General features: G+C 64.0%; 19 protein-coding genes. 14 read left to right on the top strand and 5 right to left on the bottom strand.

Features of this window, described 5'->3' with window-relative positions:
* Positions 1-2: 2 nt before the first annotated feature.
* A complete protein-coding gene (locus AB5Y64_RS05940; RefSeq protein ID WP_286700148.1) occupies positions 3-1,514 on the bottom strand; it encodes a CoA-acylating methylmalonate-semialdehyde dehydrogenase in 1,512 nt (503 codons plus the stop codon).
* Positions 1,515-1,790: 276 nt separating this feature from the next.
* Here AB5Y64_RS05940 and AB5Y64_RS05935 point away from each other — a divergent pair, with 276 nt between their 5' ends.
* From AB5Y64_RS05935 to AB5Y64_RS05900, 8 genes are all read left to right on the top strand, one after another.
* Entirely contained in the window at positions 1,791-2,939 is a 1,149-nt protein-coding gene (locus tag AB5Y64_RS05935; RefSeq protein ID WP_368203461.1) for an isovaleryl-CoA dehydrogenase, read from the top strand.
* On the top strand, positions 2,936-4,552 hold the full coding sequence (locus AB5Y64_RS05930; protein ID WP_223931952.1) for a carboxyl transferase domain-containing protein: 1,617 nt from the start codon (positions 2,936-2,938) through the stop codon (positions 4,550-4,552). Before AB5Y64_RS05935 ends, AB5Y64_RS05930 begins: the two co-directional genes overlap by 4 nt.
* 9 nt (positions 4,553-4,561) lie before the next feature.
* Positions 4,562-5,410: an enoyl-CoA hydratase-related protein gene (locus AB5Y64_RS05925; protein ID WP_368203460.1), complete on the top strand. Its 849-nt coding sequence runs from the start codon at positions 4,562-4,564 to the stop codon at positions 5,408-5,410.
* 109 nt (positions 5,411-5,519) lie between these two features.
* Positions 5,520-7,484: a biotin carboxylase N-terminal domain-containing protein gene (locus AB5Y64_RS05920; RefSeq protein ID WP_161470454.1), complete on the top strand. Its 1,965-nt coding sequence runs from the start codon at positions 5,520-5,522 to the stop codon at positions 7,482-7,484.
* Positions 7,481-8,452 carry a hydroxymethylglutaryl-CoA lyase gene (locus AB5Y64_RS05915; protein ID WP_161470455.1) on the top strand — a complete coding sequence of 324 codons (972 nt, stop codon included), beginning with the start codon at positions 7,481-7,483 and terminating at the stop codon, positions 8,450-8,452. The genes AB5Y64_RS05920 and AB5Y64_RS05915 overlap by 4 nt, the downstream gene beginning before the upstream one ends.
* A gap of 54 nt (positions 8,453-8,506) precedes the next feature.
* Positions 8,507-8,920 carry a MerR family DNA-binding transcriptional regulator gene (locus AB5Y64_RS05910; protein WP_010674587.1) on the top strand — a complete coding sequence of 138 codons (414 nt, stop codon included), beginning with the start codon at positions 8,507-8,509 and terminating at the stop codon, positions 8,918-8,920.
* A 283-nt stretch (positions 8,921-9,203) separates the two neighbouring features.
* Positions 9,204-12,098, top strand: coding sequence for a DUF748 domain-containing protein (locus AB5Y64_RS05905; RefSeq protein WP_368203457.1), 2,895 nt, complete (start codon positions 9,204-9,206; stop codon positions 12,096-12,098).
* A gap of 1,135 nt (positions 12,099-13,233) precedes the next feature.
* Positions 13,234-13,830, top strand: coding sequence for a GPR1/FUN34/YaaH family transporter (locus tag AB5Y64_RS05900; RefSeq protein WP_069651183.1), 597 nt, complete (start codon positions 13,234-13,236; stop codon positions 13,828-13,830).
* Between the two features lie 78 nt (positions 13,831-13,908).
* Here AB5Y64_RS05900 and AB5Y64_RS05895 read toward each other — a convergent pair whose 3' ends face one another.
* Complete coding sequence (locus tag AB5Y64_RS05895) at positions 13,909-14,718, bottom strand: zinc-dependent peptidase (protein ID WP_069651179.1); 810 nt, start codon at positions 14,716-14,718, stop codon at positions 13,909-13,911.
* Between the two features lie 18 nt (positions 14,719-14,736).
* A complete protein-coding gene (locus AB5Y64_RS05890) occupies positions 14,737-15,105 on the bottom strand; it encodes a GNAT family N-acetyltransferase (protein ID WP_223919952.1) in 369 nt (122 codons plus the stop codon).
* A gap of 375 nt (positions 15,106-15,480) precedes the next feature.
* Between AB5Y64_RS05890 and AB5Y64_RS05885 the strand changes: the two genes are divergently transcribed.
* Positions 15,481-16,980: a sodium:alanine symporter family protein gene (locus AB5Y64_RS05885; protein WP_043156472.1), complete on the top strand. Its 1,500-nt coding sequence runs from the start codon at positions 15,481-15,483 to the stop codon at positions 16,978-16,980.
* 67 nt (positions 16,981-17,047) lie between these two features.
* Here AB5Y64_RS05885 and AB5Y64_RS05880 read toward each other — a convergent pair whose 3' ends face one another.
* The gene (locus tag AB5Y64_RS05880) at positions 17,048-17,854 is read right to left on the bottom strand and encodes a crotonase/enoyl-CoA hydratase family protein (RefSeq protein WP_103243208.1); all 807 of its coding nucleotides are present in this window, start codon (positions 17,852-17,854) and stop codon (positions 17,048-17,050) included.
* 157 nt (positions 17,855-18,011) lie between these two features.
* Between AB5Y64_RS05880 and AB5Y64_RS05875 the strand changes: the two genes are divergently transcribed.
* The 5 genes from AB5Y64_RS05875 (at position 18,012) to AB5Y64_RS05855 (ending at position 24,301) form a co-directional block, all read left to right on the top strand.
* Positions 18,012-19,799 carry a putative nucleotidyltransferase substrate binding domain-containing protein gene (locus AB5Y64_RS05875; RefSeq protein ID WP_103243209.1) on the top strand — a complete coding sequence of 596 codons (1,788 nt, stop codon included), beginning with the start codon at positions 18,012-18,014 and terminating at the stop codon, positions 19,797-19,799.
* A 2-nt stretch (positions 19,800-19,801) separates the two neighbouring features.
* Complete coding sequence (locus AB5Y64_RS05870) at positions 19,802-20,428, top strand: 3'-5' exonuclease (RefSeq protein WP_103243210.1); 627 nt, start codon at positions 19,802-19,804, stop codon at positions 20,426-20,428.
* Positions 20,429-20,535: 107 nt separating this feature from the next.
* A complete protein-coding gene (locus AB5Y64_RS05865) occupies positions 20,536-20,847 on the top strand; it encodes a DUF485 domain-containing protein (protein WP_039039049.1) in 312 nt (103 codons plus the stop codon).
* Positions 20,844-22,499, top strand: a complete 1,656-nt coding sequence (locus AB5Y64_RS05860) for a cation acetate symporter (RefSeq protein ID WP_010674577.1) — start codon at positions 20,844-20,846, stop codon at positions 22,497-22,499. Before AB5Y64_RS05865 ends, AB5Y64_RS05860 begins: the two co-directional genes overlap by 4 nt.
* Positions 22,500-22,708: 209 nt before the next feature.
* Positions 22,709-24,301 carry an ABC-F family ATPase gene (locus AB5Y64_RS05855; protein WP_010674576.1) on the top strand — a complete coding sequence of 531 codons (1,593 nt, stop codon included), beginning with the start codon at positions 22,709-22,711 and terminating at the stop codon, positions 24,299-24,301.
* 282 nt (positions 24,302-24,583) lie between these two features.
* Here the strand turns inward: AB5Y64_RS05855 and ppiD are convergent, their stop codons facing one another.
* Positions 24,584-26,497 (bottom strand): peptidylprolyl isomerase, encoded by a 1,914-nt coding sequence (gene ppiD / locus AB5Y64_RS05850; protein ID WP_161470459.1) that lies wholly within the window; start codon positions 26,495-26,497, stop codon positions 24,584-24,586.
* Between the last annotated feature and the right edge of the window lie 78 nt (positions 26,498-26,575).

Genomic DNA, 26,575 nt, shown 5'->3' with positions numbered 1-26,575 from the left:
CGTCAGCGCAGCTGAATGGTCATATTGGGGCCGCTGGGAATGTCTTCGTCGAACCAGCGTTCGGTGACCGTCTTGGTCTCGGTGTAAAAACGCACCGCCTGCTTGCCGTAGGCATGCAGATCCCCGTAGAAGGAGCCACGCCAGCCGGTAAAGGAGAAGAACGGCAGCGGCACCGGGATGGGCACGTTGATCCCCACCTGGCCCACCGCCACCTCGTGGCGGAACTTGCGAGCGGCGGCGCCACAGCCGGTGAAGAGGGAGGTGCCGTTGCCATAGGGGTTGGCGTTGATGAGGGCAAGCGCCTCGTCGAGGCTCTCCACCTCGAGGCAGGCCAGCACGGGCCCGAAGATCTCCTCCTTGTAGATGCGCATCTCGGGGGTCACGCCGCGAAACAGGGTCGGCCCCACCCAGTTGCCCACCGGGTAGCCGGGTACGTCGCAAAAACGGCCGTCCAAGAGGCACTCGGCTCCCTCGGCAATCCCCGCCTCGATAAGCCCCTCCACCCTGACTTTCGCCTCCGGGCTGATGAGGGGGCCATAAGCCGCCTCGGGGTCGTGCCAGACGCCGGGTTTCACCTTGGCGAACTCGGCGGCGAGCTCGGGGATCCACTCCCTGGCGCTCCCCACGAACACCGCCACGCTGATGGCCATGCAGCGCTGACCGGCGGCGCCGACCCCGGCTCCCACGAGGTTGCCGAGTACCTGCGCCTTGTTGGCATCCGGCATGATCACCATGTGGTTCTTGGCGCCGACAAAACACTGGGCGCGCTTGAGCTGTGACGTGGCGCTGCGATAGACGTGGCCGCCGACCCGGGCCGAGCCCACGAAACTGACTGCCTTGACATCGGGATGGGCCAGCAGCGCATCCACCTGCTCGGCGCCGCCATGCACCACCGACAGAATGCCCTTGGGGGCCCCCGCCTCGGTAAACAGCTCGGCCAGGCGCATGGGAGTGAGCGGATCCTGCTCGGAGGGCTTGAGCACGAAGCCGTTGCCGCAGGCCACCGCCAGCGGGAACATCCAGAGCGGGATCATGGCCGGAAAGTTGAACGGCGTGATGCCGACGCAGACCCCGAGAGGCTGCACCCAGGAGTGGCCGTCGACCCTGCGCGCCACGTTGCCCATGGTCTCCCCCAGGGTCTGGCTCGCGATGGCGCAGGCCTGCTCCACCACCTCGATGCCGCGCCAGACGTCCCCCTTGGCGTCCGCCAGGTTCTTGCCGGTTTCCTGGGCCAGCAGGGTCGCCAGCTCGTCGTGATGCACTTTCAACAGATGCTGGTAGTTGAACATCACCCGGGCCCGCTCGGAGGTCGGCACCTCTCGCCACAGCAGATAGGCCTCGTGAGCGGCGCGCACCGCCAGCTCAATTTCCGCAGAGGTCGCTTTCGGCACCCGCGCCAGCAGATGCTGGTCCGCCGGGTCGGTCACCTCTATCCACTCGTCGCTTGCGGACGGGCAAGCCTCGCCACCGATGTAGAGCGGCAGATCCCCGTACTGGGTATGGTGTTGGCTCATGCCGCACTCTCCTTGGCTGCCCGGGGGCTGGCACTGTGCCAGAGCTCCTCAGGCAGACCGACAGACCGGATGCACTCGCTGATCATCTTGCTCACTCCTTGCGTTTGCCCGCTCGGGGGTATGCCCCTTGCAGTCGGCACTCAACGAATTTACCTTAGACTAACAACTCATTTACGTTTACGCTAACGTAAACTTAATTCACGAATGGACTGACCAGTTTTCCCTCCCTGTCGGGAGTAGAAGACCGGTGAGCACCACAGACCAAGGAGAGCAAGGATGCATGCCCTGATGGATGAAACCCTCCGCGCCCTGACCGAACAGGTCGAGGCTTTCTGCCAGAAAGTGATCGCACCGCGCGCCAGCGAGATCGATCAGAGCAACGCTTTTCCCCGGGATCTCTGGCCCCGCATGGGTGAGCTGGGGCTGCACGGCATCACGGTGGCGGAGGAGTATGACGGGGTGAACCTCGGCTATCTGGCCCATGTGCTGGTGGTGGAGCAGGTGAGCCGCGCCAGCGCCTCGGTCGGCCTCTCCTACGGCGCCCACTCCAACCTCTGCATCAACCAGATCCACCGCCACGGCACCCCTGATCAGAAGGCGAGATATCTGCCTGATCTGGTCAGCGGCAAACACGTGGGGGCGCTGGCCATGAGCGAGCCGGGTGCTGGCTCCGACGTGGTGAGCATGCGCCTCACCGCGGTGCGCGAGGGGGATCACTTCGTGCTGAACGGCAACAAGATGTGGATCACAAACGGGCCCGATGCCGACACCTTCGTCATCTATGCCAAGACCGATGCCGCCGCCGGGCCCAAAGGGATTTCCGCCTTTATCGTCGAGGCGGGGACTCCCGGTTTTTCCACCGCCCAGAAGCTCGACAAGCTCGGCATGCGCGGCTCCAGTACCTGCGAACTGGTGTTCGACAACTGCCGGGTGAAGCAGGAGAACCTGCTGGGCCCCCTGCACGGGGGGGTCAAGGTACTGATGAGCGGTCTGGACTACGAGCGGGTGGTGCTGGCAGCAGGCCCCCTTGGCATCATGCAGGCCTGCATGGACGTGGTGCTTCCCTATGTGCGCGAGCGCAAGCAGTTCGGTCAGGCCATCGGCGAGTTCCAGCTGGTGCAAGGCAAGCTCGCCGACATGTATACCCGCCTCGCCAGCAGCCGGGCGCTGGTCTACTCGGTGGCGAGCGCCTGCGATCAGGGCCGTACCAGCCGCAAGGATTGCGCCGCCGCCATCCTGTTTGCCGCCGAAAATGCCACCCAGATGGCCCTCGATGCCATCCAGCTGCTCGGCGGCAACGGCTACATCAACGAATACCCCACCGGCCGCCTGCTGCGGGACGCCAAGCTCTACGAAATCGGCGCCGGCACCTCGGAGATCCGCCGCTGGCTCATCGGCCGTGAGCTGATGGGGGATAACGCATGAGCAGGATCCATTCCCGTCTCGACACCGCGAGCCCCGACTATGAGGCCAATCGGGCCGCCATGCAGGCACTGGTCGACGATCTGAATACCCGCCTGGAGGAGATAGCCCAGGGCGGGGGCGCGGCCAACAACGCCCGCCACCAGGCCCGTGGCAAGCTGCTGCCCCGGGAGCGCATCGACCAGCTGCTGGACCCGGGTTCCCCCTTTCTCGAACTGTCGGCGTTGGCTGGCTGGCAGGTCTATGACGAGCCGGTGCCCGCCGCCGGCATCCTCACCGGCATCGGCCGGGTCTCGGGGCGCCTGTGCATGCTGGTGGTGAATGACGCCACCGTGAAGGGCGGCACCTACTACCCCCTCACGGTGAAAAAACATCTGCGCGCCCAGGCCATCGCCGAGCGGCTGCGCCTCCCCTGCCTCTATCTGGTGGATTCCGGCGGCGCCTTCCTGCCCATGCAGGACGAGGTGTTCCCCGACCGGGAGCATTTTGGCCGCATCTTCTACAACCAGGCTCGCATGTCGGCCCAGAGCATCCCCCAGCTGGCGGTGGTGATGGGGCTCTGTACCGCCGGGGGTGCCTACGTGCCCGCCATGGCGGACGAGTCCATCATGGTCAGGGAACAGGCCACCCTCTTTCTGGCGGGCCCGCCCCTGGTCAAGGCCGCCACCGGTGAGGAGATCAGCGCAGAAGCCTTGGGCGGCGCCGAGGTGCATTGCGTCCACTCCGGGGTGGCGGATCACATGGCCCGGGACGATGCCCATGCCCTGGCCATCACCCGCACCCTGGTAAGCAACCTGGGTGACAACCAGACGGCGGCGTCACCCGCCCCATCCGCTCCCTCCTATGATGAGCCGCACTACCCCATCGAGGAGCTCTACGGCCTGGTGGGCACCAGTCTCAAGCGCCCCTATGACGCACGAGAATTGATCGCCCGACTGGTGGATGGCTCTGTGTTTGACGAATTCAAGGCGTTGTTCGGCACTACCTTGGTGACGGGTTTTTCCCGCATTGAGGGCATGCAGGTGGGGATCCTCGCCAACAATGGCGTGCTGCACAGCGACAGCGCCCAGAAGGGAGCCCACTTCATCCAGCTTTGCAACCAGCGGGGGATCCCGCTGCTGTTTCTGCAAAACATCACCGGTTTTATGGTAGGAAGTACGGCGGAGAAAGAGGGGATCGCCAAGCACGGCGCCAAGCTGGTGACCGCCGTGGCCTGCAGCCGGGTGCCCAAGATCACCCTGATCGTCGGCGGCAGCTTCGGCGCTGGCAACTACGGCATGTGCGGGCGCGCCTATGAACCGGATTTTCTCTTCAGCTGGCCCAACAGCCGCATCTCCGTCATGGGGGGCGAGCAGGCGGCCGGGGTGCTGGTGCAGGTGCGCCGGGACAAGCTGGCCGCCGAGGGCAAGACTCTGGGCGAGCCGGAGGCGGCCGCCATTCGCGCCCCGGTGATCGCGCAGTACGAGCGCCAGGGTCACCCCTATTACGCCAGTGCTCGCCTGTGGGATGACGGCGTCATCGACCCGGCCCAGAGCCGCACCGTGCTGGCCCTGGCGCTGGCGGCCTGCCAGGGGGCCGAGCCGGGCCCCGGGCAGTACGGCATCTTCCGGATGTAAGGAGTTCATATGTCAGACCCGCTCTTCAACGATCCCCTTGCCCATTTTCGCCTGGAGCGCCACGGCCCGGTGATCGAGCTGGTGCTCGCCCGCCCGGCCCGTCACAACGCCCTCGATGCCGACCTGATGCAAGGGCTGCTCGACTGCCTCGACGAGCTGACCCACGGCCAGCCCCTCGCCGACCGCCCCCACGTGCTGCTGCTGCGCGCCGAGGGGCCGCATTTTTGCGCGGGCGCCGATCTCGAGTGGATGCGCAAGATGGCAGGGGAAGCGTTCGACCCCCGCGCCTTTGACAAGAATCGCGAGGACGCCCGGGTGCTGGCCCACCTGATGCAGGCACTGGACGAGCTGCCCTTCCCCACCGTGGCCCTGGTGCAGGGGGCCGCCTACGGTGGAGCCTTGGGCCTTGTCTGCGCCTGCGACATCGTGCTGGCCAGCGAAAATGCCCGCTTCTGCCTCTCCGAGGTGACCCTGGGACTGGTGCCTGCGGTGATCAGCCCCTACGTGGTGCGCGCCATGGGGATGCGCCAGGCCCGCCGCTACATGCTGAGCGCAGAGCCTTTCGATGCCATCACCGCCTGCCGACTCAACGTGGTGCACAGGCTCAGCCAGCCTGATCAGTTGCTGGCGGAGGGACGCGCCATGGCCCTGCGGTTGTGTCGCAACGGCCCCCAGGCGATGAAGGAGACCAAGCGGCTGCTGGCCGCCCTCGAAGGGCGCCCAGGCCACCAGCACGAAGAGCAGACCGTCGAGACCATCGCCCGGGTACGGGTCGGTCTCGAGGCCCAGGAGGGGATCCAGGCCTTCTTCGACAAACGCCCCCCAACCTGGAGCCCCCGTTTCAAGGACGAAGCATGACTCAATACCACCCCATCAAGCACCTGCTGATCGCCAACTGTGGTCAATATAACGGGAGTGTGGATCAACACGCTTCGCACTTGTGCGCCTTGAACAACAGAGAGGTAGCATGACCCATCACACTCCCATCAAGCGCCTGCTGATCGCCAATCGCGGTGAAATCGCCGTGCGCATCATCAAGACCGCACAGCGCCTCGGCATTCATACCATCGCCCTCTACTCCGACGCCGACGCCCGTGCCATGCATGTGCGCGAAGCCGACGAGGCCTGGCATCTGGGGCCGGCCCCTGCCCGGGAGAGCTACCTCGACACCGGCAAGGTGCTCAAGATTGCCAAAGAGGCGAATGCCGACGCCATCCACCCGGGCTACGGTTTCCTGTCCGAGAACAGCGACTTTGCCACAGCCTGCGAACAGCGGGGCCTGCGCTTTGTCGGCCCAAGCGGCGCCGCCATCCTCGCCATGGGGGACAAGTCGGGGGCCAAGGGGCTGATGCAGGCAGCCGGCGTCCCCGTGCTGCCCGGTTATCACGGCGCGGATCAGCATCCCGACTTTTTGCGCGATCAGGCGAGCCAGGTGGGCTTCCCGCTCCTTATCAAGGCGGCCAGTGGCGGCGGTGGCAAGGGGATGCGCCGGGTCGATCAGCTGGCCGACTTTGACGACGCCCTGGCGGCGGTCAAGCGGGAGGCGAGTGCCGCCTTTGGCGACGACCATGTGCTGCTGGAGCGCTATCTCCCCCGCGCCCGTCACGTGGAGGTGCAGGTCTTTGCCGATGCCCTTGGCAACGCCATCTATCTGGGGGACAGGGACTGCTCCTTGCAGCGCCGCCACCAGAAGGTGATCGAGGAGGCCCCCGCCCCCGACATCTCCCCTGCCCTGCGCCGCGCCATGGGCGAGGCGGCCGTGGCGGCGGCCAAGGCCATCCACTATCAGGGGGCTGGCACCATCGAGTTTCTGCTGTGCGGGGAGGAGTTCTTCTTCATGGAGATGAACACCCGGTTGCAGGTGGAGCACCCGGTTACCGAGGCCATCACAGGCCAGGATCTGGTGGCCTGGCAGCTGGCGGTGGCCGAGGGCAAACCGCTGCCCCTCACCCAGGATGAGGTGGTGCTGCGTGGCCACGCGGTGGAGGCGCGCCTCTACGCCGAAGACGTGGCCGCCGGTTTTCTGCCAGCGAGCGGCCCCATCCACTGGCTCACCTGGCCCAAGGGGGTGCGCATCGACACCGGCGTCACCGCTGGCGATGAGGTGAGCCCCTATTACGACCCCATGATCGCCAAGCTCGTCGCCCACGCACCGAGCCGCAGCGAAGCCTTTGCCACCCTGGCCGATGCCCTGGCAGCCCTGGATCTCGGCCCTCTGGTGCACAACGGCCCGCTCCTGCAGCGCCTGTGCGAAGCGCCAGAGGTGCTGGCGATGCGCCACCACACCCAGTGGCCCATTCCCACCGACACCCTGCCCGTTCCGGCGCTCGCCTGGCCCCTCACCACCCTCTGGCTCGCCACTTGCGAGCGCGATGCCTCCCCCTGGCAGCAGGCCGCAGGCTTTCGGCTGGGCCCCACCCGCCGCTTTTGCGCCACGGTGCGCATCGGCGAGGAGACCCGCACTCTCACCCTCGCCGAGCGAGGGGGTGCCCTGCTCTGGCAGGGCGAGCAGATCCCGTTCGAACTCGGGGCTGATCAGATCCGCCTGTGCCAGGGTGGACATTGGCAGCGCTATCCGGTGCAGCCCCTCGGAGAGGGCGCCTATTTGCTGCACCTGGCGGGCAGACGCATCCGCTTCTCGCTCGATGATCAGCATCATCAGCTCCACCATGATCACGATACGAGCCATGTCCCGGGCATCCTGGCCCCCATGCACGGCATCGTGGTGGCGCTGCAGGTCGAGGCCGGCCAGCCGGTCAGCAAGGGGCAACCCCTGCTGGTGCTGGAGGCGATGAAGATGGAGCACGTCCTCAAGGCCGACCGGGACGGGGTGATTGAGGCCCTGCAGTGCCGCCAGGGGGAACAGGTGAGCCAGGGCGCCGTGCTGGTGCGCTTTGCCGAGGACCATACCGCGCAGGAGGAGCGCTCATGAGCCACACGCACGAGAACCGGGACGACAAGGTCAGCCTGGTGGAGATGGGGCCCCGGGACGGCCTGCAAAATGAGACCGCCACCCTCTCCCTGGCGCAGCGGCTGGCGCTCATCGCCCGCCTGGCCGAGAGCGGGTTGCAGCGCATCGAGGTGGGGGCCTTCGTGTCGCCCAAAAAGGTGCCGCAGATGGCGGATTCCGCCGCACTGTTCAACGCCCTGCCGCGCAGGGGGCCGACCCGCTATGGCGCCCTGGTGCCCAATCTGCAGGGTCTGCAGGCCGCCGTCGCCGCACGCGCCGACGAGATAGGCCTCTTCACCGCCTGCTCGGACGGCTTCACCCGAGCCAACATCGGCATCAGCGTGGAGGAGTCCCTGGTGCGCTTCGCCCCCCTGGTGCAGGAGGCGCGCAGCCTCGGCATCAAGGTGCGCGGCTACCTCTCCACCGTCATCGCCTGCCCGTTCGACGGCCCGACCCGCCCGAAACGGGTCGCCGCCCTGGCCGAGCGGCTGCTGGATCTGGGCTGCCACGAGATATCCCTCGGCGACACCATCGGCGTCGGCACCCCGGGCACCGTGGCTCCCATGCTGGATGCGGTGCTGCACGAGATCCCGGCGGGCCGGCTTGCGGTTCATTTTCACGACACCTATGGCCAGGGGCTGGCCAACCTGCTGCCGGCCCTCGAGCGCGGCATCCGCACCATCGACTGCTCGGTGGCCGGGCTCGGCGGCTGCCCCTATGCCCCCGGCGCCTCCGGCAATGTGGCGTCGGAAGAGGTGGTCTATCTGCTGCACGGCCTTGGCATGAGCACCGGCGTCGATCTCGACCAGCTGGCCGCCACCGGCCAGTGGGTGAGCGAGCTGCTGGGGCGCCCCAACGGCTCCCGGGTCGGCCAGGCCCTGCACGGGAGGGGACGGCGCCTCGCACAAGAGCGCGAGCAGCGCACCCCGGGAGGCCATCATGCATCATGAACCCGGCCCTTGCCGCGGGGCCAGGACCCCGCCAGCTCATCAGGAGGGCGCACCATGAGAGCCAGACACGCCAGTGGCAAGGAGAGGACCTACAGCATCTCGGAGCTGGCCCAGGAGTTCGACATCACCCCCCGCACCATCCGCTATTACGAGGACGAGGGGCTTATCACCCCGACCCGGGAGGGGCAGACCCGCATCTACAGCCACAAAGACAGGATCCGCCTGAAATTGACCCTGCGCGGCAAGCGCCTCGGGTTCAGCCTGGCGGAGATCCGCGAGCTGTTCGACATGTACGACACCGACCGCTCCAGCCGGATGCAGCTTCACTCCATGATCCAGCTCATCGAGGCCAGACGCCACTCCCTGCGCCAGCAGCTGGAGGACATCCAGATGGTGATGGCCGAGCTTGATGCCGCCGAGCAGCGCTGCATCCACTCCCTCGGCGGCTTGAAAACCGACGGGGATTGACAGACTCTGGGGGTATCTCGCCCCCGGTATCCCGGTTTTCCAGTGGATATTCGCAGTGGCAGGCCCTGACCCGGCAACCCCCTTGTTCCCCACATCGCCCGTCACGACATGCCGGACAGACTGGGCGGTTTGGGCAAGCGGCGAGGTGGGGCAAACCGGGGAAATCCGGCCTTGGTCGCACAATAATTCCCCAGCCCGGTCAAAGTGCGGCGCACCTCATGAGTCCTTCCCATGAACCGGGCACGATTAATTGCTACCATATGCGCATCAAATGGAGACCATCATGCTCAAGCCTCTGCCCGCTCGTCTGCTGCGCTATGCCCTCTCTCTTCTCGCGCTCCTGCTCATCGGCATCACCATCCTGCTCTGGCAGGCGCCGACCCTCATCCAGCGCCATCTCCCCGGCTGGCTTGCCACCCATTACGGTCTGCACCTCTCCCTTGGCAAGATAGAGGTGGGGATCCGCTCCCCCTCCCTCGTGCTGGGGCCCAGCGCCATGCTCGATGACCAGCAGCAAGCACTGGTGTCATTTGAAGAGCTGAAGCTCATTCCCGCCTTGAAAGCGAGCTGGCAGCAGCGCGCCCTGGTACTGGAAGAGGCCACCCTGACCGCCCCCAGGGCAGATCTGGTGCGCCTCGAGGATCTCAAGGGGGAGGCGCGCTTCAATCTGACCGATGCACTGGCCTCCCTGCTCGCCCCTGCGCCGGAGCAAACACCGCCAGCTAGCGCCGAGCCCGTGCTGGTGACCATCGGCAAGCTGTCCGTCGAGCAGGGCCAGCTCAGCTACCGGGACAGCCGCAAGCAGAGCAGCCCGGGGTGGGTGCCGCCCCTCACCCTGGACAAGCTCGCCCTGCACCTGCCCGGCTTTTCCACCGCAGAGGGGGTGCTCAACCCCTATCGCCTGAGCGCTACCGTCAACGAGAAGAGCCCCCTCAAGGCCGAAGGGGAATTCGACATGATGAGCGGCGCCGGCAAGGGCAACCTCAGCCTTGGCAAGGTGGCCATCGCCCCCTTCGCCCCCCTCTGGGCCCCCTATCTCAAGGCGACCCTCGCCAAAGGGGAGGCCAGCGCCGAGCTCGCCTATCGCCTCACCCAGGGCAAGCAGGGACTGGACTGGCAGTTGTCAAAGGGCAAGCTGACCCTGGCCAACTGGCAGCTCACACGCAACAAGGGGGAGGAATTTGCCCGCTTCAAGCAGTTGGCGCTGACCGGGATCCGCATCGATGGCAACAAGCAGCGCCTTGAGCTCGATGCCGCCACCTTCAAGAGCCCGGCCATCACCGCCGTCCTCGACCACCAGCAACAACTGGATCTCGCGGACCTGCTGATCCCCCAGAAGACCCCCAAGGGGGGCAAACAACCGGCCACCCCCGCCAAGCCCTGGCAATGGGCCCTCAAGCAGACCCGCATCGACCAGGGCAGCCTCACCCTGACCGAAGCCACCAGCGGCAAGCCCCTGAAACGGGCCATCTCCGCCATCGCCCTCACCCTCGGGCCCCTTGGCAGCCAGACCGCCCAACCCAGCCCCCTCACACTCAACGCAGCCCTCGACACCAGGACGACGGTGGCGTTTGACGGCACCCTGGGGCTGACCCCCTTCACCCTGAACGGCGCCATCCGCCAGCAGGGGCTGCCGCTGACCCTGGCTCAACCCTACCTGCAGGATCTGCTGCGCATCAGCGTGCGGGACGGTGAGCTTGCCAGCCGCACCAGGCTGGACCTGGCCACCGACCGCCAGGGGGCCATCAGCAAGCTGGAGATAAGCGGTGGACTCGAGGTCGCGGGGCTCAACGTGCTGGATCGGGCCGACAACCAGCGCCTGCTCCAGATAGAGAATCTGCAATTGAGCGGCCTGCACTATGATGGCCTGAGCCAGCAACTGCGCATCGCCGACATCCTGCTGAGCAAACCCTATGCCCGTATCGAGATCAACGAAGAGGGGATCACCAACGTGCAGCAACTGCTGCTGCCGCAACACGCCGCGAACGCCAGGGAGAGCGCCCCCGCCCCGCACATCGTCATCGATCAGATCCGTACCGCCCAGGGCAACCTGCGCTTCGCCGATCGCAGCCTGAGCCCGGAGTTCGTGGTGGACATCGCCTCCCTCGACGGCCAGAGCCGCCATATCAGCAACACCCCGGGGCAGCGCTCCGAGCTCGCCTTCAACGGCAAGGTGGACCGCTACGCCCCCGTCACCATCCGGGGGGGCGCCAACCTGCTCATCGAGGATCCCGTGCTGGACGTGGCCGTGGCCTTCAACAACCTGGAGCTCACCACCTTCACCCCCTACTCCAGCACCTATGCGGGCTATGCCATCGACAAGGGGCAGCTCTCCATGAAGCTCAACTACAAGCTGCAGGGCAACCGGCTGGAGGGGGACAACGACATCACCATCAAGAAGCTGCAACTCGGGGAGAAGGTCAAGAGCGAGCAGGCCAAGGATCTGCCCCTCGGCCTCGCCATCGCCCTGCTGAGCGATTCGAACGGCGTCATCAAGATGAACCTCAAGGTGAAGGGCAATCTGGATCAGCCTGATTTCAGCCTGGGCAACATCTTCTGGGACGTGCTCGGCAATACCCTCGGCAAGGCCATCACCTCCCCCTTCTCCCTGCTTGCGTCCCTGACGGGGGGCACCAAGGATCTCGACGAGCTCCCCTTCCTGCCTGGCGATCCCGCCCTGACCCCGACACAGCAGACCAAGCTGACCACCCTCGCCCAGGCCCTCAAGGAGAGGCCCAAGCTCAGCATGAACATCCGCGGCAAGGTCAACTTCAACGAAGAGCGCCCCATCCTTCAGCGCCAGAAGCTTGAGCGGCTGCTGGCCAAGATCACCGGCAGCCCGGTGGATTTGACGCTGCTGGAGCAGGATCCCGCCATGCAATCCGCACTGGCAGAGGCCTATGAAGCCAAGTTCAACGAAGATCTCGGGGATCTGGCCGACCGGTTGCGACTCGATGAAGGGAGCGAGGCCCTGCGCGCCCAGGCGGTGCTCCTGCTGCGGGATCAGCAGCTCATCACCGCCAAGTCCCTGCGAAACCTCGCCATGCGCCGCGCCCAGAACACCAAGGAGTATCTGGTGGATACCCAGGGCATCGCGCCGGAGCGCCTCTTCGTGCTCGACAGCCAGGTGAAGGAGACGGACAAGGAAGCCAAGGTGGTGCTGACCCTGGACAACTGATCCGGCGCCCGCCGGATGCCCCTCTTGTTTGCCCCGACGGCATATGGCCCAAGGGGCTCCCACCCCCGACCCCCACCGGATAACGCCTTCCTGGCCATTTAAGGTGCCCACCGCCCAGATACCCGTGCGGTGCCAGTTGCTCGACCCTTTCTCATCCCTTTCTTTCCCGCCGGAGCGAGCGGGCGGTGGCTGGTCCCGCGCTTTGCCCCTGCTGTTCCCTTTGTGCCTAGCGGCGGCGACATCATGGTGGAGCTGCCTTATCCCTGCTTGCCTCCCCTTCTCTAACCTCCCCCGACCCCTGCCATCAGGATTTATCTCTCGCTAGCCGTCTCGAAAGATCTCGTTATCCCGTTATCCCGTTATCCCGTTATCCCGTTATCCCGCATGTCGGCATGTCGGCATGTCGGCATGTCGGCATGTCGGCATGTCGGCATGTCGGCATGTCGGCATGTCGGCATGTCAAAATAGATGGCCGATTAGATATACAGTGTCTAATCGGGCCAATCCTGAACACCCTCTTGCGCACGCCACAGGGCCAACCCCGCGCCCCCTTCCATTTCGAAGCGTTTTTACTGGGTCCATGGCCCATCCCGCCTCTGGCTTTTTGACAAGGGCAGCCTCTGATCCTGCCCGTTAATCTTGCGCCCCTTTCGCCCGTGGCAGTCAACACGGCGCGCTTGCGGGTTTCTCAGGCACCCCGCCCTTGTGTAGTGAACACGGTGGCGAGCGCGGGGTTGACGAGAAAATGGGGAGCGCAACGGACACTGCGATGGCAAGCGATACGGGAGGCCGATGCGCCACAAACAGGAGGGAAACACTCTGGTCTGATGGCATATGAACTCATTTTTCAATCAAGCCGCCATGACGCGACCATCCGGGGCGCGTTTCCCTCACCAATCCCAGTCACCATCGTCGTTGCCGACTTTCATGCCAAGGTGCCTTTTATACAAAATTGCAACGTTGAAAACGTTTTTCATTCACCACTCGTCTACCTGAATGGCACGAATGGTTGGCCACTTAAACTTTCGTGTTCTTTTTTTACCATTTCTGTGTGTCCCCCCTTGCCCGGGACCCTGAGCCTGCCTAAAATCGCGCGTCTTTTATCAACCCCACCTCTATTGTTGGAGAACACCACGTGAGCGAAAAATTGGCCAACCCTGCCCCTCTGGGTCTGATGGGTTTCGGTATGACCACCATTCTGCTGAACATCCATAACGCAGGTTTCTTCCCCATCAGCGCCATGATCCTGGCCATGGGTCTGTGCTATGGCGGTCTGGCCCAGATCATCGCCGGCATCATGGAGTACAAGCGTGGCAACACCTTCGGTGTCACCGCCTTCATCTCCTACGGTACCTTCTGGTGGAGCCTGGTGTTCCTGCTGATGATGCCGGGCATGGGTCTGGCCGAAGCCACTCCCCACGCCTACATGGGCTGGTATCTGCTGATGTGGGGCATGTTCACCCTGTTCATGCTGGTAGGCACCATCAACTTCCCCCGCGTGAAGCAGTTCGTGTTCGCCTCCCTGACCGTGCTGTTCTTCCTGCTGGCCGCCCGTGACTTCACCGGCAGCACCCTGATCGGCACCATCGCAGGTTTCGAAGGCATCATCTGCGGCGCCAGCGCCATCTACCTGGCCATGGCCACTGTGATCAACGAGCAGTTCGGTCGCACCGTGCTGCCCATCGGCGAGCAGAAGAAAGCCGCTCCCGTCGAGCTCAAAGCCGCTGCCTAAGCACCCGGCGACATCGCTGTCACGAAAAAGGCACCCTCGGGTGCCTTTTGTGTTTCTGCCGCCCGGACACAGTGCCGGTCAGCCCTGCGCTCCGGGATCCCCAGCAAGCAATCGGGTGGCCGGGTAGCGGCCTGCGGGATCCTGGCCGTAGAAGCGGGCGAACTGGTCATAGACCGCAGGGTAGACGGCGCGCAGACGCAACGGATCGGTGAAGAAGCTCTCGCTGCACACCGCGAAGAATTCGGCGGGATGCGAGGCGGCGTAGGGGTCTATCTCGGTCACCTCCTCTCTGGTCAACTGATCGTTCATCTCGTCAAACGCACCTTGCAGCGCCCGGGTCCATTGCTGGGGATCCATGCCCCGCGGCAGGGGCGGTGCACCGTCCGCATCCCCTCCCAGCATGTCGAGCTTGTGGGCAAGCTCATGGATCACCAAGTTGAATCCGTCCCAGTCCCCGTCCTGCTGCAATTCGCTCCAGGCCAGCACCAGCGGCCCCTGGGGCCAGGATTCACCGGCGTTCTCCTCTTCAAATTCGCTCACCAGCCCGAACTCGTCCTGCACCTCCTGACGACGGGTCACGGGCTCGGGGATGATGATCACCTCGTGGAAACCTCGATACCAATCGAACCCCAGGTGCAGGATGGGCAGCACTGCCTGCAGGGCCAGCACCCCCTGCTGGCGGGGCGTCAGTTCCACCCCGATCTGGGTGAGGGTCTTGCGCGAGAGAAAATGGCGCGCCAGCTCCATCAACTTCTGCGCCTCTTCTTCTTCAAGCCCCTGCAAGATGGGCACCGCCGCCAGCGCCTCGCGCCACTCCTGCTCTTCTGGGAGACGGGGCTCCCGGGGAGATGCACCACCCAATACCTCTTTCAACCTGGACCAGAACACACGGACTCCTCTTGCCAATCAGACAGCTTTCACAAAACGTTTCGGACGCTCGCAATACCCTTGCGCCAGATAAAATCGGTGCGCCCCTTCGCGCTTGAGGCTGCTGGAGAGCTCCAGCTGGCCGCACCCCAGGGCTGCCGCCCGCTGCTCTGCCGCCGCCAGCAGCAGGGCCCCGATGCCCCCGCCCCTTGCACCCTCATCGACAACCAGCGCCGAGATCAGGCCCCAGGCTGGTGCAAGGTGCATGGGCTGCAGGCGATGCCACACCAGCACCCCCACCGGGATCCCCTCGCACAGGGCCAGCAGTACCTCCCGAGCCGGATCGGGCTGGGCCAGCCTGGCGCTGACCGCCCCGTCAGGGTTGGGGTAGCCCAGCTGGGCAAACAACCCCGTCAATCCGGTCCCATCTTCCTCCCCGGCGAGGCGAATGATGCACCTGTTTTCCCTTGTTGCCACTCCTGGCCTCCTATTTGCATTACCTCAATCAGCCCTCTGGGCATGGCAAAGCGGCAGATGATGGGTATGTACCGAATCTTGTCCAGTTCCATTCACCATTTGTTAATGTCAATTCACAAATTAACAAAGTCACAACACTTTTCACTAGGAAGGCCCTGAACAAACCGATATGTTAAATCCCGCGGACTAACCAGTCGAAAGTCCCGCACAATCCTGAGTGACCCCCTTGGTCACCGCATATTTCAATGTTAAGGGAGCGAGGCATATAGACCTCGCCAAGACAGCGCAACAAAGGAGTTGTTGTACATGAATGAGATCGTCAATGCCATCAATGGCGTGATTTGGAGCCCAGCGCTCATTTATCTGTGTCTGGGGGTAGGCCTCTACTTCTCCCTGCGCAGCCGTTTCCTGCAACTGCGCCACTTGAAAGGCATGATACGCCTGATGTTTCAGGGCAAGGGCAACGATGCCGGTGTCTCCTCCTTCCAGGCACTCTCCATGACCCTGGCCGGTCGCGTCGGTACCGGCAACATCGCCGGTGTGGCCACCGCCATCACCTTCGGCGGCCCGGGCGCCCTGTTCTGGATGTGGATGGTCGCCTTCCTCGGCGCCAGCTCCGCCTTCGTGGAGTCCACCCTGGGTCAGGTCTACAAGGAGAAGATCAACGGTGAATACCGCGGCGGTCCGGCCTTCTACATCGAGAAGGGCCTGGGCATGAAGTGGTATGCCTGGACCTTCGCCATCGCCACCATCTTCGCCTGCGGCGTGCTGCTGCCGGGCGTACAAGCCAACTCCATCGGCTCCAGCCTGCAGACCGCCTTTGACATCGATCCCAACGTCACCGCCGCCGGTCTGGCGCTGCTGCTCGGTTTCATCATCTTCGGCGGCGTCAAACGCATCGCCAATTTCGCCAGTACCGTGGTGCCCTTCATGGCGCTGGGTTACATCATCGTCGCCTGCGTCATCATCGCCCTGAACATCGGCCAACTGCCGGGCGTGATCCTGCTCATCTGGAAGAGTGCCTTCGGGATGGAAGCCGGCTTCGGCGCCATTCTGGGTCTGGCCATCATGTGGGGTGTCAAGCGCGGGGTCTACTCCAACGAAGCCGCCCAGGGGACTGGTCCCCACGCCTCCTCCGCCGCGGCGGTGAGCCACCCGGCCAAGCAGGGCCTGGTGCAGGCGTTCTCCGTCTACATCGACACCCTGTTCGTCTGCTCCGCCACCGGCTTCATGCTGCTCATCACCGGCCTGTACAACGTGCAGGGTCCGGACGGTGCCGCCCTCTACACCGGCATCGCCGGCATCGCGGCAGGCCCCGGCTATGTGCAGACCGCCATGGAAAGCATGATGCCAGGCTTTGGCAACTACTTCGTCGCCATCGCCCTGTTCTTCTTCGCCTTCACCACCATCGTGGCCTACTACTACATCGCCGAAACCAACATCGCTTTTGTCAACCGCAAGATTAACCGCCCCTGGCTCACCTTCCTGCTGAAGATTGCGCTGATGGCTGCCACCGTCTACGGCACCGTCAAGACCGCCGATCTGGCCTGGGGCCTGGGTGACATCGGCGTCGGCCTGATGGCCTGGCTCAACATCGGTGCCATCCTGATGCTGCAAAAGCCGGCTTTCGCCTGTCTGAAAGACTACGAGGCACAGCTGGCCAAGGGTCTGGATCCCGTGTTCCACCCGGAAAAGCTCGGCATCAAGAACGCCGACTACTGGATTGAAAACCGCGCCGAAGTGAACCTGATGCGCGAGCAAACCGGCCACCCCTTCGAGGCAGACCCGGATACCGTTGCCAAGTAATCAGACGGCACAATGCAAAATGGCAGCTTCGGCTGCCATTTTCATTTGTGTTGGATGGGTGAGGGGTTCAAAGCGCGTTGCGGCGCGGTCCGAATGGCAGGCGCCAGCGAAGCAGGCTGTTGAGGGTCGCCCGCCACTGGTTGGGGCGCCCCAGGATCTGCCTCTGCAACCGGGTCTCTTCCTTGAGCATGGTCTCGTCACTGCGAGCCCAGGCCTGGGTGTAGAGCTGCTTGATCCCCGCCAGCGCATCCGGCGACTTGGTGATCAGGGTCCGGGCAAAGGCCCGCGCCTCTTCCAGGGGATCCGCGCACACCCGGCTCACCAGGCCGAGGGACTTGGCTTCGCTGGCTTCGAGCTCGCGCCCGCTCATGGCAAGCTCCATGGCGGTATCCATCCCCATCAGGTTGCGCAGGGTGACACTGCCGCTCATGTCGGGGATGATGCCCCACTTGATCTCCATCACCGAGAAGCGGCAATCCGGGGTGCTGAAGCGAAAATCGGCGCCGAGCGCTATCTGCAGACCGCCGCCAAAACAGACCCCCTGGGTCACCGCAATCACGGGCACCGGCAGTTGATGCCAGCCATAGGCCACCCGCTGGGCCAGGTTGGTCGCCTCGTCCGCCTCGCGCTTGAGGATCTCCAGCGCCGCCACCGGCTGCCTCAGCATGGATTTCACATCCAGCCCGGCGCAGAACGCCCGCCCCTCCCCGTGCAGGATCACGGCCCGCAACCCTTTTTGCCGGGATACTGCGTTCAGCGTCTCGTCGATGGTGTCGAACATGGCCCGATCCAGCGCGTTGAGCTTGTCCCCCCGGCAGAGCATCACCTCGGCGATCCCCTCCTGAAACACCCATTTGACCCTTGGCTTTTCCATCTCCGTCTTCGTCCTTTGATTCAACTGGTCATACCACAACGTTACCAGAGTGTTATGGGCAGGTACAGGGAGGCCGCCCCGGGCCTGCGACTAAAGTCGGCTGGCCCGGTGGTGGAGCCTTTGTCAGACTGGCCCCATGGTCACGGTGGAGCCTGTCATGTCACTTCTGTTCAATTTTGCCCGTCCACCGTTCGACGGCCTGGACGAGGAGGCACGCCAGCGGCTCGGTCAGCACCTCAGCATCTGCTACTTTCGCGCGGGCCAGACGGTGCAGCACGCCGGGGAGGAGCCCGCCGGGCTCTACCTCATCATCAAGGGGGCCGTGGAAGAGTCGGCCCCCCATCAATCCTTTGGGGACTATGGCGAGGGGGACATGTTCGACGTCCGTGCCCAGTTTGACGGGCACTGCCGCCACCGTTTCGCCGCCCTGGAAGATACCCTCTGCCAGCTCATTCCCCGCCCCGTCTTTCTGGCCCTGTGCGACGCGCACCCCCATATCGCCCGCTACTTCACCGCCACCCTGGCGGAGCGCCAGCGGGAGCAGGAGCGCCGCGGCCAGCTCGGACAGCAGAACCTGGCAGAGTTCATCCTGACCCGCATCGCTCCCGACCATCTGCAGGCGCCGCTCATCGTGGAAAGCAGCCTCTCACTCCTGGCCGCCACCGAGGCCATGGTGGCCAGGGGCACCGACTGCCTGCTCTATCCCGGAGCAGAGGGCAGCCTGAGCCTGGCCACCCGCAAGACCCTGCTCCACGCCCTCACCCTCAAGGGATTGCCGCTCAGTGCGCCGCTGGCGGTGCTGACCCCCACCCCGCTGACGGGTCTGCCACTGGGGAGCTATCTGTTCGATGCCCTGCTGCTGATGACCCGCCACCGCATCAAGCGCCTGGTCATCTGGCAGGGGCAGGAGGTGGCAGGCATCCTGCATCTGACCCAGGTGCTCGGGCTCTTCTCCACTCACTCCCATGTGCTGACCCTGCGCATCGCCCGCGCCGACTCCCCGGCCGCCCTCGAGGCGGTCGCCCGGGAGCAGCAGCAACTCATTCGCTCCCTGTTTGCCCAGGGGATCCACACCCTGTTCCTGATGAAGCTCATCGCCACCATCAACGAGCAGTTGATCGCCAAGGCCTTTTCCCTGGTGATCCCCGCGGCGCAGCAAGAGCAGGTGTGCCTGCTGATGCTGGGGTCGGAGGGGCGTGGCGAACAGATCCAGAAAACCGATCAGGACAATGCCCTGATCCTGCCGGATGGCCTGCCGTGGCCCACCCAGTCGGCGGATCTGGCCGCCTTCAGCGCCCTGCTGGCGCGCCTGGGTTATCCCCCTTGCCCGGGCAGGGTGATGGTCAACAACCCGGCCTGGGTGAAGCCGCTTGGCGGCTGGCTGCAAGGGATAGAGCAGGCCTGTGTGCGCGCCAGCGAAGCGGATCTGCTCTGGCTCGCCACCCTGGCCGATGCCCAGGCCATCACGGGAGATCGCGCCCGGCTCGCCCCCGTCGCCCGCCACCTGCGGGCCTGCCTCGCCGACCGGCCGGATCTGCTGGCGGAGATGGCAAGGGCCGCCGTCGCCTTTCACGCCCCCCTCACCCTCTTTGGCAGGCTGGAGCAAGCCCCCGAGGGGCTGGATCTCAAGCGGGGCGGCCTCTTCCCCCTTGTCCACGGCGTCCGGGTACTCTCCCTGGAGGCGGGGATCCTGGAGACCTCGACCACAGGACGCATCGAGGCCCTGGTGGGCCAGGGACGCCTCAGCCGGGACTATGGCACCAATCTGGCGGAGGCCTTCCGGCTGTTCATGCGGCTTCGGCTGCGCAGCCAGTTGCAGGAGGGAGACGGACGGGTGCGGGTGGCAGACCTCGGCCCCGCAGAGCGGGATCTGCTGCGCCATGCCCTGCACCAGGTGAAGAAGTTCCAGCAATGGCTCACCTTGCACTTTCGTCTTAGGCAATAGCGATGTGGATGCACTGGCGCCGCCGCTGGCTTGGCAGGACGTTTCGGGAGGGGGTGTTTGCCCCGCTCTTTGCCCGCCCTGCTGGCGACGAGTGGGTGGCGCTGGACTTCGAGACCACCAGCCTGGATCCGGCGCTGGCGGAGATCGTCTCCATCGGGGCGGTGCGCATCCGGGGCAACCGGATAGAAACGGGCGATGCCCTTGCCATCCGGGTCCAGGCTCCCGCCAGCCTGAGCGCCGGGTCCGTGGTGATCCACGGCCTGCGCCATCAGGATCTGCAACAGGGAATGGCACTGGAGCCCGCGCTGCGCGCGCTGCTGGAGTTCATCGGCTCCCGTGAGCTGGTGGGGTATCACATCGCCTATGACCTGCGCATTCTCAACCTCGCCTGCCAACGGCTGTGGGGGCTCACCCTGCCCCAGCGCGGCATCGAGGTGAGCCGCCTCTATCACGATCACCTCTATCGCCGCTATCCCGACGCCGCCATCGATCTGCACCTGGCCGCGATCTGTCGCCATCTGGCGCTGCCAGCCCTGCCCCCCCACGACGCCCTGAGCGATGCCGTCACCGCCGCCCTTGTCTTTGTACGCCTGCATCAGGGCGGCCCGCTGGCTTATCCCAAAGTCTAATTGTTCGGAAATAACATTTAATTCACATTTTGCTTACATGGACAGCCGTGCTGTCCGGTAGGGAACCCCTCATCCACCGCTGACATTCACTGTCATGGAGAACTGCAATGGAACAGCAACCGTATCTTCGGATCCAGCAAGATCCCAACTTCCAGGCACTGGTCGCCAAACGCCAGCGTTTTGCCTGGACCCTCTCCATCCTGATGCTGGGGCTCTACCTGGCGTTCATCCTGCTCATCGCCTTTGCACCGGGCTGGCTTGGCACCCCCTTGAGCGAAGGCTCCAGCATCACCCGTGGCATCCCGGTCGGGATTGGTCTCATCGTATCGGCCTTCGTGCTGACCGGTATCTACGTATTTCGTGCCAACGGCGAGTTCGACGAGCTGAACCAGAAGATCCTCAAGGGAGCGCAATCATGAAAGGCAAGTTTCTGCTGCCGCTGGCAGGTCTGATCTCCACCCCCTTGCTGGCGGCCGACGCCATCAGCGGCGAGGTGCAACGCCAACCCCTCAATATCTCGGCCATCGTGATGTTCGTGATCTTCGTGGCCGCGACCCTGTTCATCACCTACTGGGCCTCCAAGCGCAACCGCTCGGCCTCCGACTACTACGCCGCCGGCGGGCGCATCACCGGCTTCCAGAATGGTCTGGCCATCGCCGGTGACTACATGTCCGCCGCCTCCTTCCTCGGCATCTCCGCCTTGGTCTACACCTCGGGATATGACGGTCTCATCTACTCCATCGGCTTCCTGGTGGGCTGGCCCATCATCCTGTTCCTGATCGCGGAGCGGCTGCGCAACCTCGGCAAGTACACCTTTGCCGACGTGGCCTCCTACCGCCTCAAGCAGACCTCGGTGCGCAGCCTCTCCGCCAGCGGCTCCCTGGTGGTGGTCGCCCTCTACCTCATCGCCCAGATGGTCGGTGCCGGCAAGCTCATCGAGCTGCTGTTCGGCCTCCAATACCACGTGGCCGTGGTGCTGGTCGGCATCCTGATGGTGCTCTACGTGCTGTTCGGCGGCATGCTGGCCACCACCTGGGTACAGATCATCAAGGCGGTGATGCTGCTCTCCGGTGCCTCCTTCATGGCCATCATGGTGATGAAGTCCGTCAACTTCGACGTCGGTACCCTGTTCAGCGAAGCGGTCAAGGTGCATGCCAATGGTGCGGCCATAATGAGCCCGGGCGGCCTGGTCGCCGACCCCATCTCCGCCATCTCCCTTGGGCTGGCCCTGATGTTCGGTACCGCAGGTCTGCCCCACATCCTGATGCGCTTCTTCACCGTGAGCGATGCCAAGGAAGCCCGTAAATCGGTGTTCTATGCCACCGGCTTCATCGGGTACTTCTACATCCTCACCTTCATCATCGGCTTTGGCGCCATCCTGCTGGTCAGCACCAACCCGGACTTCAAGGACGCCACCGGTGCCCTGCTGGGGGGCACCAACATGGCGGCGGTCCATCTGGCCGATGCGGTGGGTGGCAGCCTGTTCCTGGGCTTCATCTCCGCCGTGGCGTTTGCCACCATACTGGCGGTCGTGGCCGGGCTGACCCTGGCGGGGGCCTCCGCGGTCTCTCACGACCTCTACGCCTGCGTCATCAAGGAAGGCAAGGCCAACGAGGCCGACGAGTTGCGCGTCTCCAAGATGACCACCCTGGTGCTGGGTGTGGTCGCCATCGGCCTTGGCATCCTGTTCGAGAAGCAGAACATCGCCTTCATGGTGGGCCTGGCCTTCTCCATCGCGGCGAGCTGCAACTTCCCGGTGCTCTTCCTCTCCATGTTCTGGTCCCGCCTGACCACCCGTGGCGCCGTCTATGGCGGCTGGCTCGGTCTCATCAGCGCCGTGACCCTGATGATCCTGGGCCCCACCGTCTGGGTGAAGGTGCTGGGTCATGCCCAGGCCATCTTCCCCTACGAATACCCAGCGCTCTTCTCCATGGGGCTGGCCTTCATCGGGATCTGGTTCTTCTCGGTCACCGACAAGTCCCAGGCAGCCTCCGACGAGCATGCGAAGTTCTTCCCGCAGTTCGTCCGCTCCCAGACCGGGCTCGGTGCCTCCGGCGCCTCCGCCCACTAAGTGACACCCCACGCATCCAAGCCGGCCCAGTGCCGGCTTTTTTCATGACCGCCCCTCGCCTCCCCTCTGCAAGAGAGGCCGGAGCCCGTTGCCGGCCTGGTCGTGAAACCTTACCCCCTGCAATGGGGCCAGATCACAGTTCCTGCTAAAACTTTCAGGGGATCTGTGCCATAATGCGCGCCATTTGACAGACCAACCGGGACATTCCAGTGCTTTCAAGCAACAACATCACCATGCAGTTCGGCGCCAAGCCGCTGTTTGAGAACATCAGCGTCAAGTTTGGCGGCGGCAACCGCTACGGCCTCATCGGTGCCAACGGCTGTGGCAAGTCCACCTTCATGAAGATCCTCGGCGGCGATCTCGAACCCACCGGCGGCAATGTGAGCCTGGATGTCAACGAGCGCATCGGTAAGCTGCGCCAGGATCAGTTCGCCTACGAAGAGATGCGCGTGCTGGACGTGGTCATGATGGGCCACACCGAGCTGTGGGCCGCCATCGCCGAACGCGATGCCATCTACGCCAACCTGGAAGCCACCGACGACGACTACATGAAGGCCGCCGAGCTGGAAGGCCTGGTCGCCGAATATGATGGCTATACCGCCGAATCCCGCGCAGGCGAACTGCTGCTGGGTGCCGGTATTCCCATCGAGCAGCACAACGGCCCGATGAGCGAAGTGGCCCCGGGCTGGAAACTGCGGGTACTGCTGGCGCAGGCGCTCTTCTCCAACCCCGACATCCTGTTGCTGGACGAGCCGACCAACAACCTGGACATCAACACCATTCGCTGGCTGGAGCAGGTGCTCAACGATCGTGAAAGCACCATGATCATCATCTCTCACGACCGTCACTTCCTGAACTCCGTCTGCACCCACATGGCGGATCTGGACTACGGCGAGCTGCGGGTCTACCCGGGCAACTACGACGAGTACATGCTGGCTGCCACCCAGGCCCGCGAGCGCCTGCTGGCCGACAACGCCAAGAAGAAGGCCCAGATCGCCGATCTGCAATCCTTCGTCTCCCGCTTCAGCGCCAACGCCTCAAAATCCAGCCAGGCTACCTCCCGCCTCAAGCAGATCGACAAGATCAAGATTGAGGAAGTGAAGGTATCCAGCCGTCAGAACCCCTTCATCCGCTTCGAGCAGGACAAGAAGCTCTACCGCAACATCCTGGAAATCGAAGGCGTCTCCAAGGGTTATGGCGACGGTCCCCTGTTCAAGGGGCTCAACATGATGCTGGAAGTGGGCGAGAAGGTCGCCATCCTGGGTACCAACGGGATCGGTAAGTCCACCCTGATCAAGACGCTGGTCGGTGCCCTGGCACCGGATACCGGCACCATCAAGTGGTCCGAGAACGCCCAGATCGGCTACTACGCCCAGGATCACGCCGAAGATTTCGACACCGATCTCAATGTGTTCGACTGGATGGCCCAATGGAAGCAGGAGAACGAAGACGAGCAGGCGGTGCGCTCCGTGCTGGGTCGTCTGCTCTTCTCCCAGGACGACATCAAGAAGCCGGTCAAGGTGCTCTCCGGTGGTGAACAGGGCCGGATGCTGTTCGGCAAGCTGATGATGCAGCGCCCCAACATCCTGATCATGGATGAACCGACCAACCACCTGGACATGGAATCCATCGAATCCTTGAACCTGGCGCTGGAGATGTACAAGGGTACCCTGATCTTCGTCTCCCACGACCGCGAGTTCGTCTCCTCCCTGGCGACCCGCATCCTGGAACTGACTGAAGACGGCATCCGCGACTTCGGCGGCACCTACGAGGATTACCTGCGCACCCAGGGTGTGGTGTAATCCTCCGCTTTCAAGCAAAGCGATCAGAACCGGCGCCTCGTGCGCCGGTTTTTTATGCCTCCTTGATCACGCCCCACAGCAAGAGAAGGATTGGGGATAGGGAGAGCAAGAGTACAGCGCGCTGTCATACACCTGTCCCGCTCATCCCCAGCCAGGATAGGCAGCACAAGCCCGTGCCTGGCCCTTCCCTCCTGCGCCCGCCCGCTCTGCCGGGCTGTCGATGGCACAAAAAAAACGGCTCCATCATGGAGCCGTTTTCACACTTGGGGCCGTGAGGCTGACTTACTCGACAGTGGCTTCCACGTCGGTGAAGTATTCGATCTTGGCCGCCTTGCGCAGCTCGTCGATCAGCGACTTGTAGTCGGCCTGTGCCTTGCCCTGACCCAGCTGACCTTGCAGCAGGCTAACCATCTGGGACGGCTCCTTGATGACGTTGACCTTGTCCAGCGCCACCACCACACGATCACCGTTGGCTTCGGTCACCAGCTCGACGCTCGGCTTGCCATCGGTCGGATGGGGCATGCGGAACGCCTGGGTCACCAGGTTCTGGTCCATCTCCTGGGCGAAACGGGATACACCGGTATGGGTATCCACTTTCAGACCCAGCGCGGTCAGGTCGGCCTGAACGGTCTCACCGGCCTTGAGCTTGTCCAGCAGACCCTGGGCCTTGCCACGGGCCACTTCACTGGCCTTGTCGTGCTTGATGGCGGTGATCACCTGCTCTTTCACCTCGGCAAGCGGCTTGGCCGCCTTCGGCTGGTGACCCATGATGTGCAGCACCAGCGCCTTGCCGTCGGCCAGCTCGATCACGTCGGAGTTGGTGTTGTCATCGCGCAGCTGTTCGGAGAATGCCACGGAAAGCACCTTGGGATCATTGAGCGGTGCCGGCGCATCGGCCTGGCTGAAATAGCCGGTGGACTGCACCTGGAGGCCCATGGCTTCGGCGGTCAAGTCCAGGGAGTCCGGGTTCTCGAAGCTGCTGTCGGCCATCTTCTGCTGTTCGGCGAAGAACTGCTCCTTGGCCTTCTCAGACTGCAGACGGGCGATGGTATCGCTCATCACGTCCACGAAGGGCTTGGTCTTGGCCGGTTCGACTCCCAGCAGCTTGATGATGTGGAAGCCGAACGGGCTCTTCACCACGGCGGAGAGATCGCCGGCCTTGGCCAGCGCGAACGCGGCTTTCTCGAAGGCAGGATCCATCACCCCCTTCTCGAACCAGTCGAGCTCCCCGCCCTTCTTCGCGGAGAAGGTATCGGAGGAGTCGGCCTTGGCCAACGCGGCGAAATCGTCACCTGCCTTGGCCTTGGCCAGCACGGCCTCGGCTTTCTGCTCGGCGGCCTTTTCATCCTTGCCAAACGGGATCAGGATGTGCGCCACCTGACGGCGCTCGGGACGCTGGAACAGATCCTGATGCTGGTCGTAGTAATCCTGGGCATCCTGCTCGGTGACCTTGATGTTCTTGCCAAGGTTCGCGGCATCGAGTAGCAGATAGTCGACCTTGACCGTCTCGTCGTTCATGAAGCGAGCGCTGTTGGCCTTGTAGAACTGCTCCACCTCGGCATCGCTCACCTCGATCCCGTCCACATAGGCGGAAGCGGCCAGACGGATCAGGCGCAGGTCACGGGTCTGGTTGTAGAGACGATCCAGTTGCTCGGCTTCACCCTTGAGGGCGAACTCCGATCCCAGCACGGCGCCCATCAATTGCTGGCGCACCATGTCCTGGCGCAGGGAGTCGCGGAACATCTCGGGGGTCATGCCGGCACGGCGAATGAGCTGCAGGTAGCGGTCATTGCTGAACTTGCCGTTCTCGGCAAACTCGGGCATGGCGACGATGGCCTGCTTGATCTGCTCATCGCTGACGCGCAGACCCAGGGAGCGGGCCTTGTCATCGATCAGCGCCTGATCGATCAGACGGTCCAGCACGCCACGGCGGAACTGTTTCATGTAATCGGGATTGGCGGCCAGCTGGTTGAAGGCCTCACCCATTTGGGATTCCATGCGGGCCCGCTCATTGCGGTAGGCATTCTCCAGTGCGGGGGCACTGATGTCATTGCCGTTGACGGTGGCGGGGGCGGTACGTGCCGGGCCATTGAGGTAGCTGCCTACCCCGGCCAAGGCAAAGGAGAGGATGATCAGGCCCAAGATAACCTTGGCTACCTTGCCCTGCGCCCCTTCGCGTAGTTTATCCAACATCATGTTTGTACTTATGCTCCCGAACTCGATGGGCGTAAATAATGAAAAGGCGCACCGATTGCGATGCGCCTTGGTCAAGCA

This window comes from Aeromonas sp. R5-1, from assembly GCF_040908265.1.
Lineage (GTDB): Bacteria > Pseudomonadota > Gammaproteobacteria > Enterobacterales > Aeromonadaceae > Aeromonas > Aeromonas caviae.
This window is presented reverse-complemented; position numbering and strand designations above follow the sequence as displayed.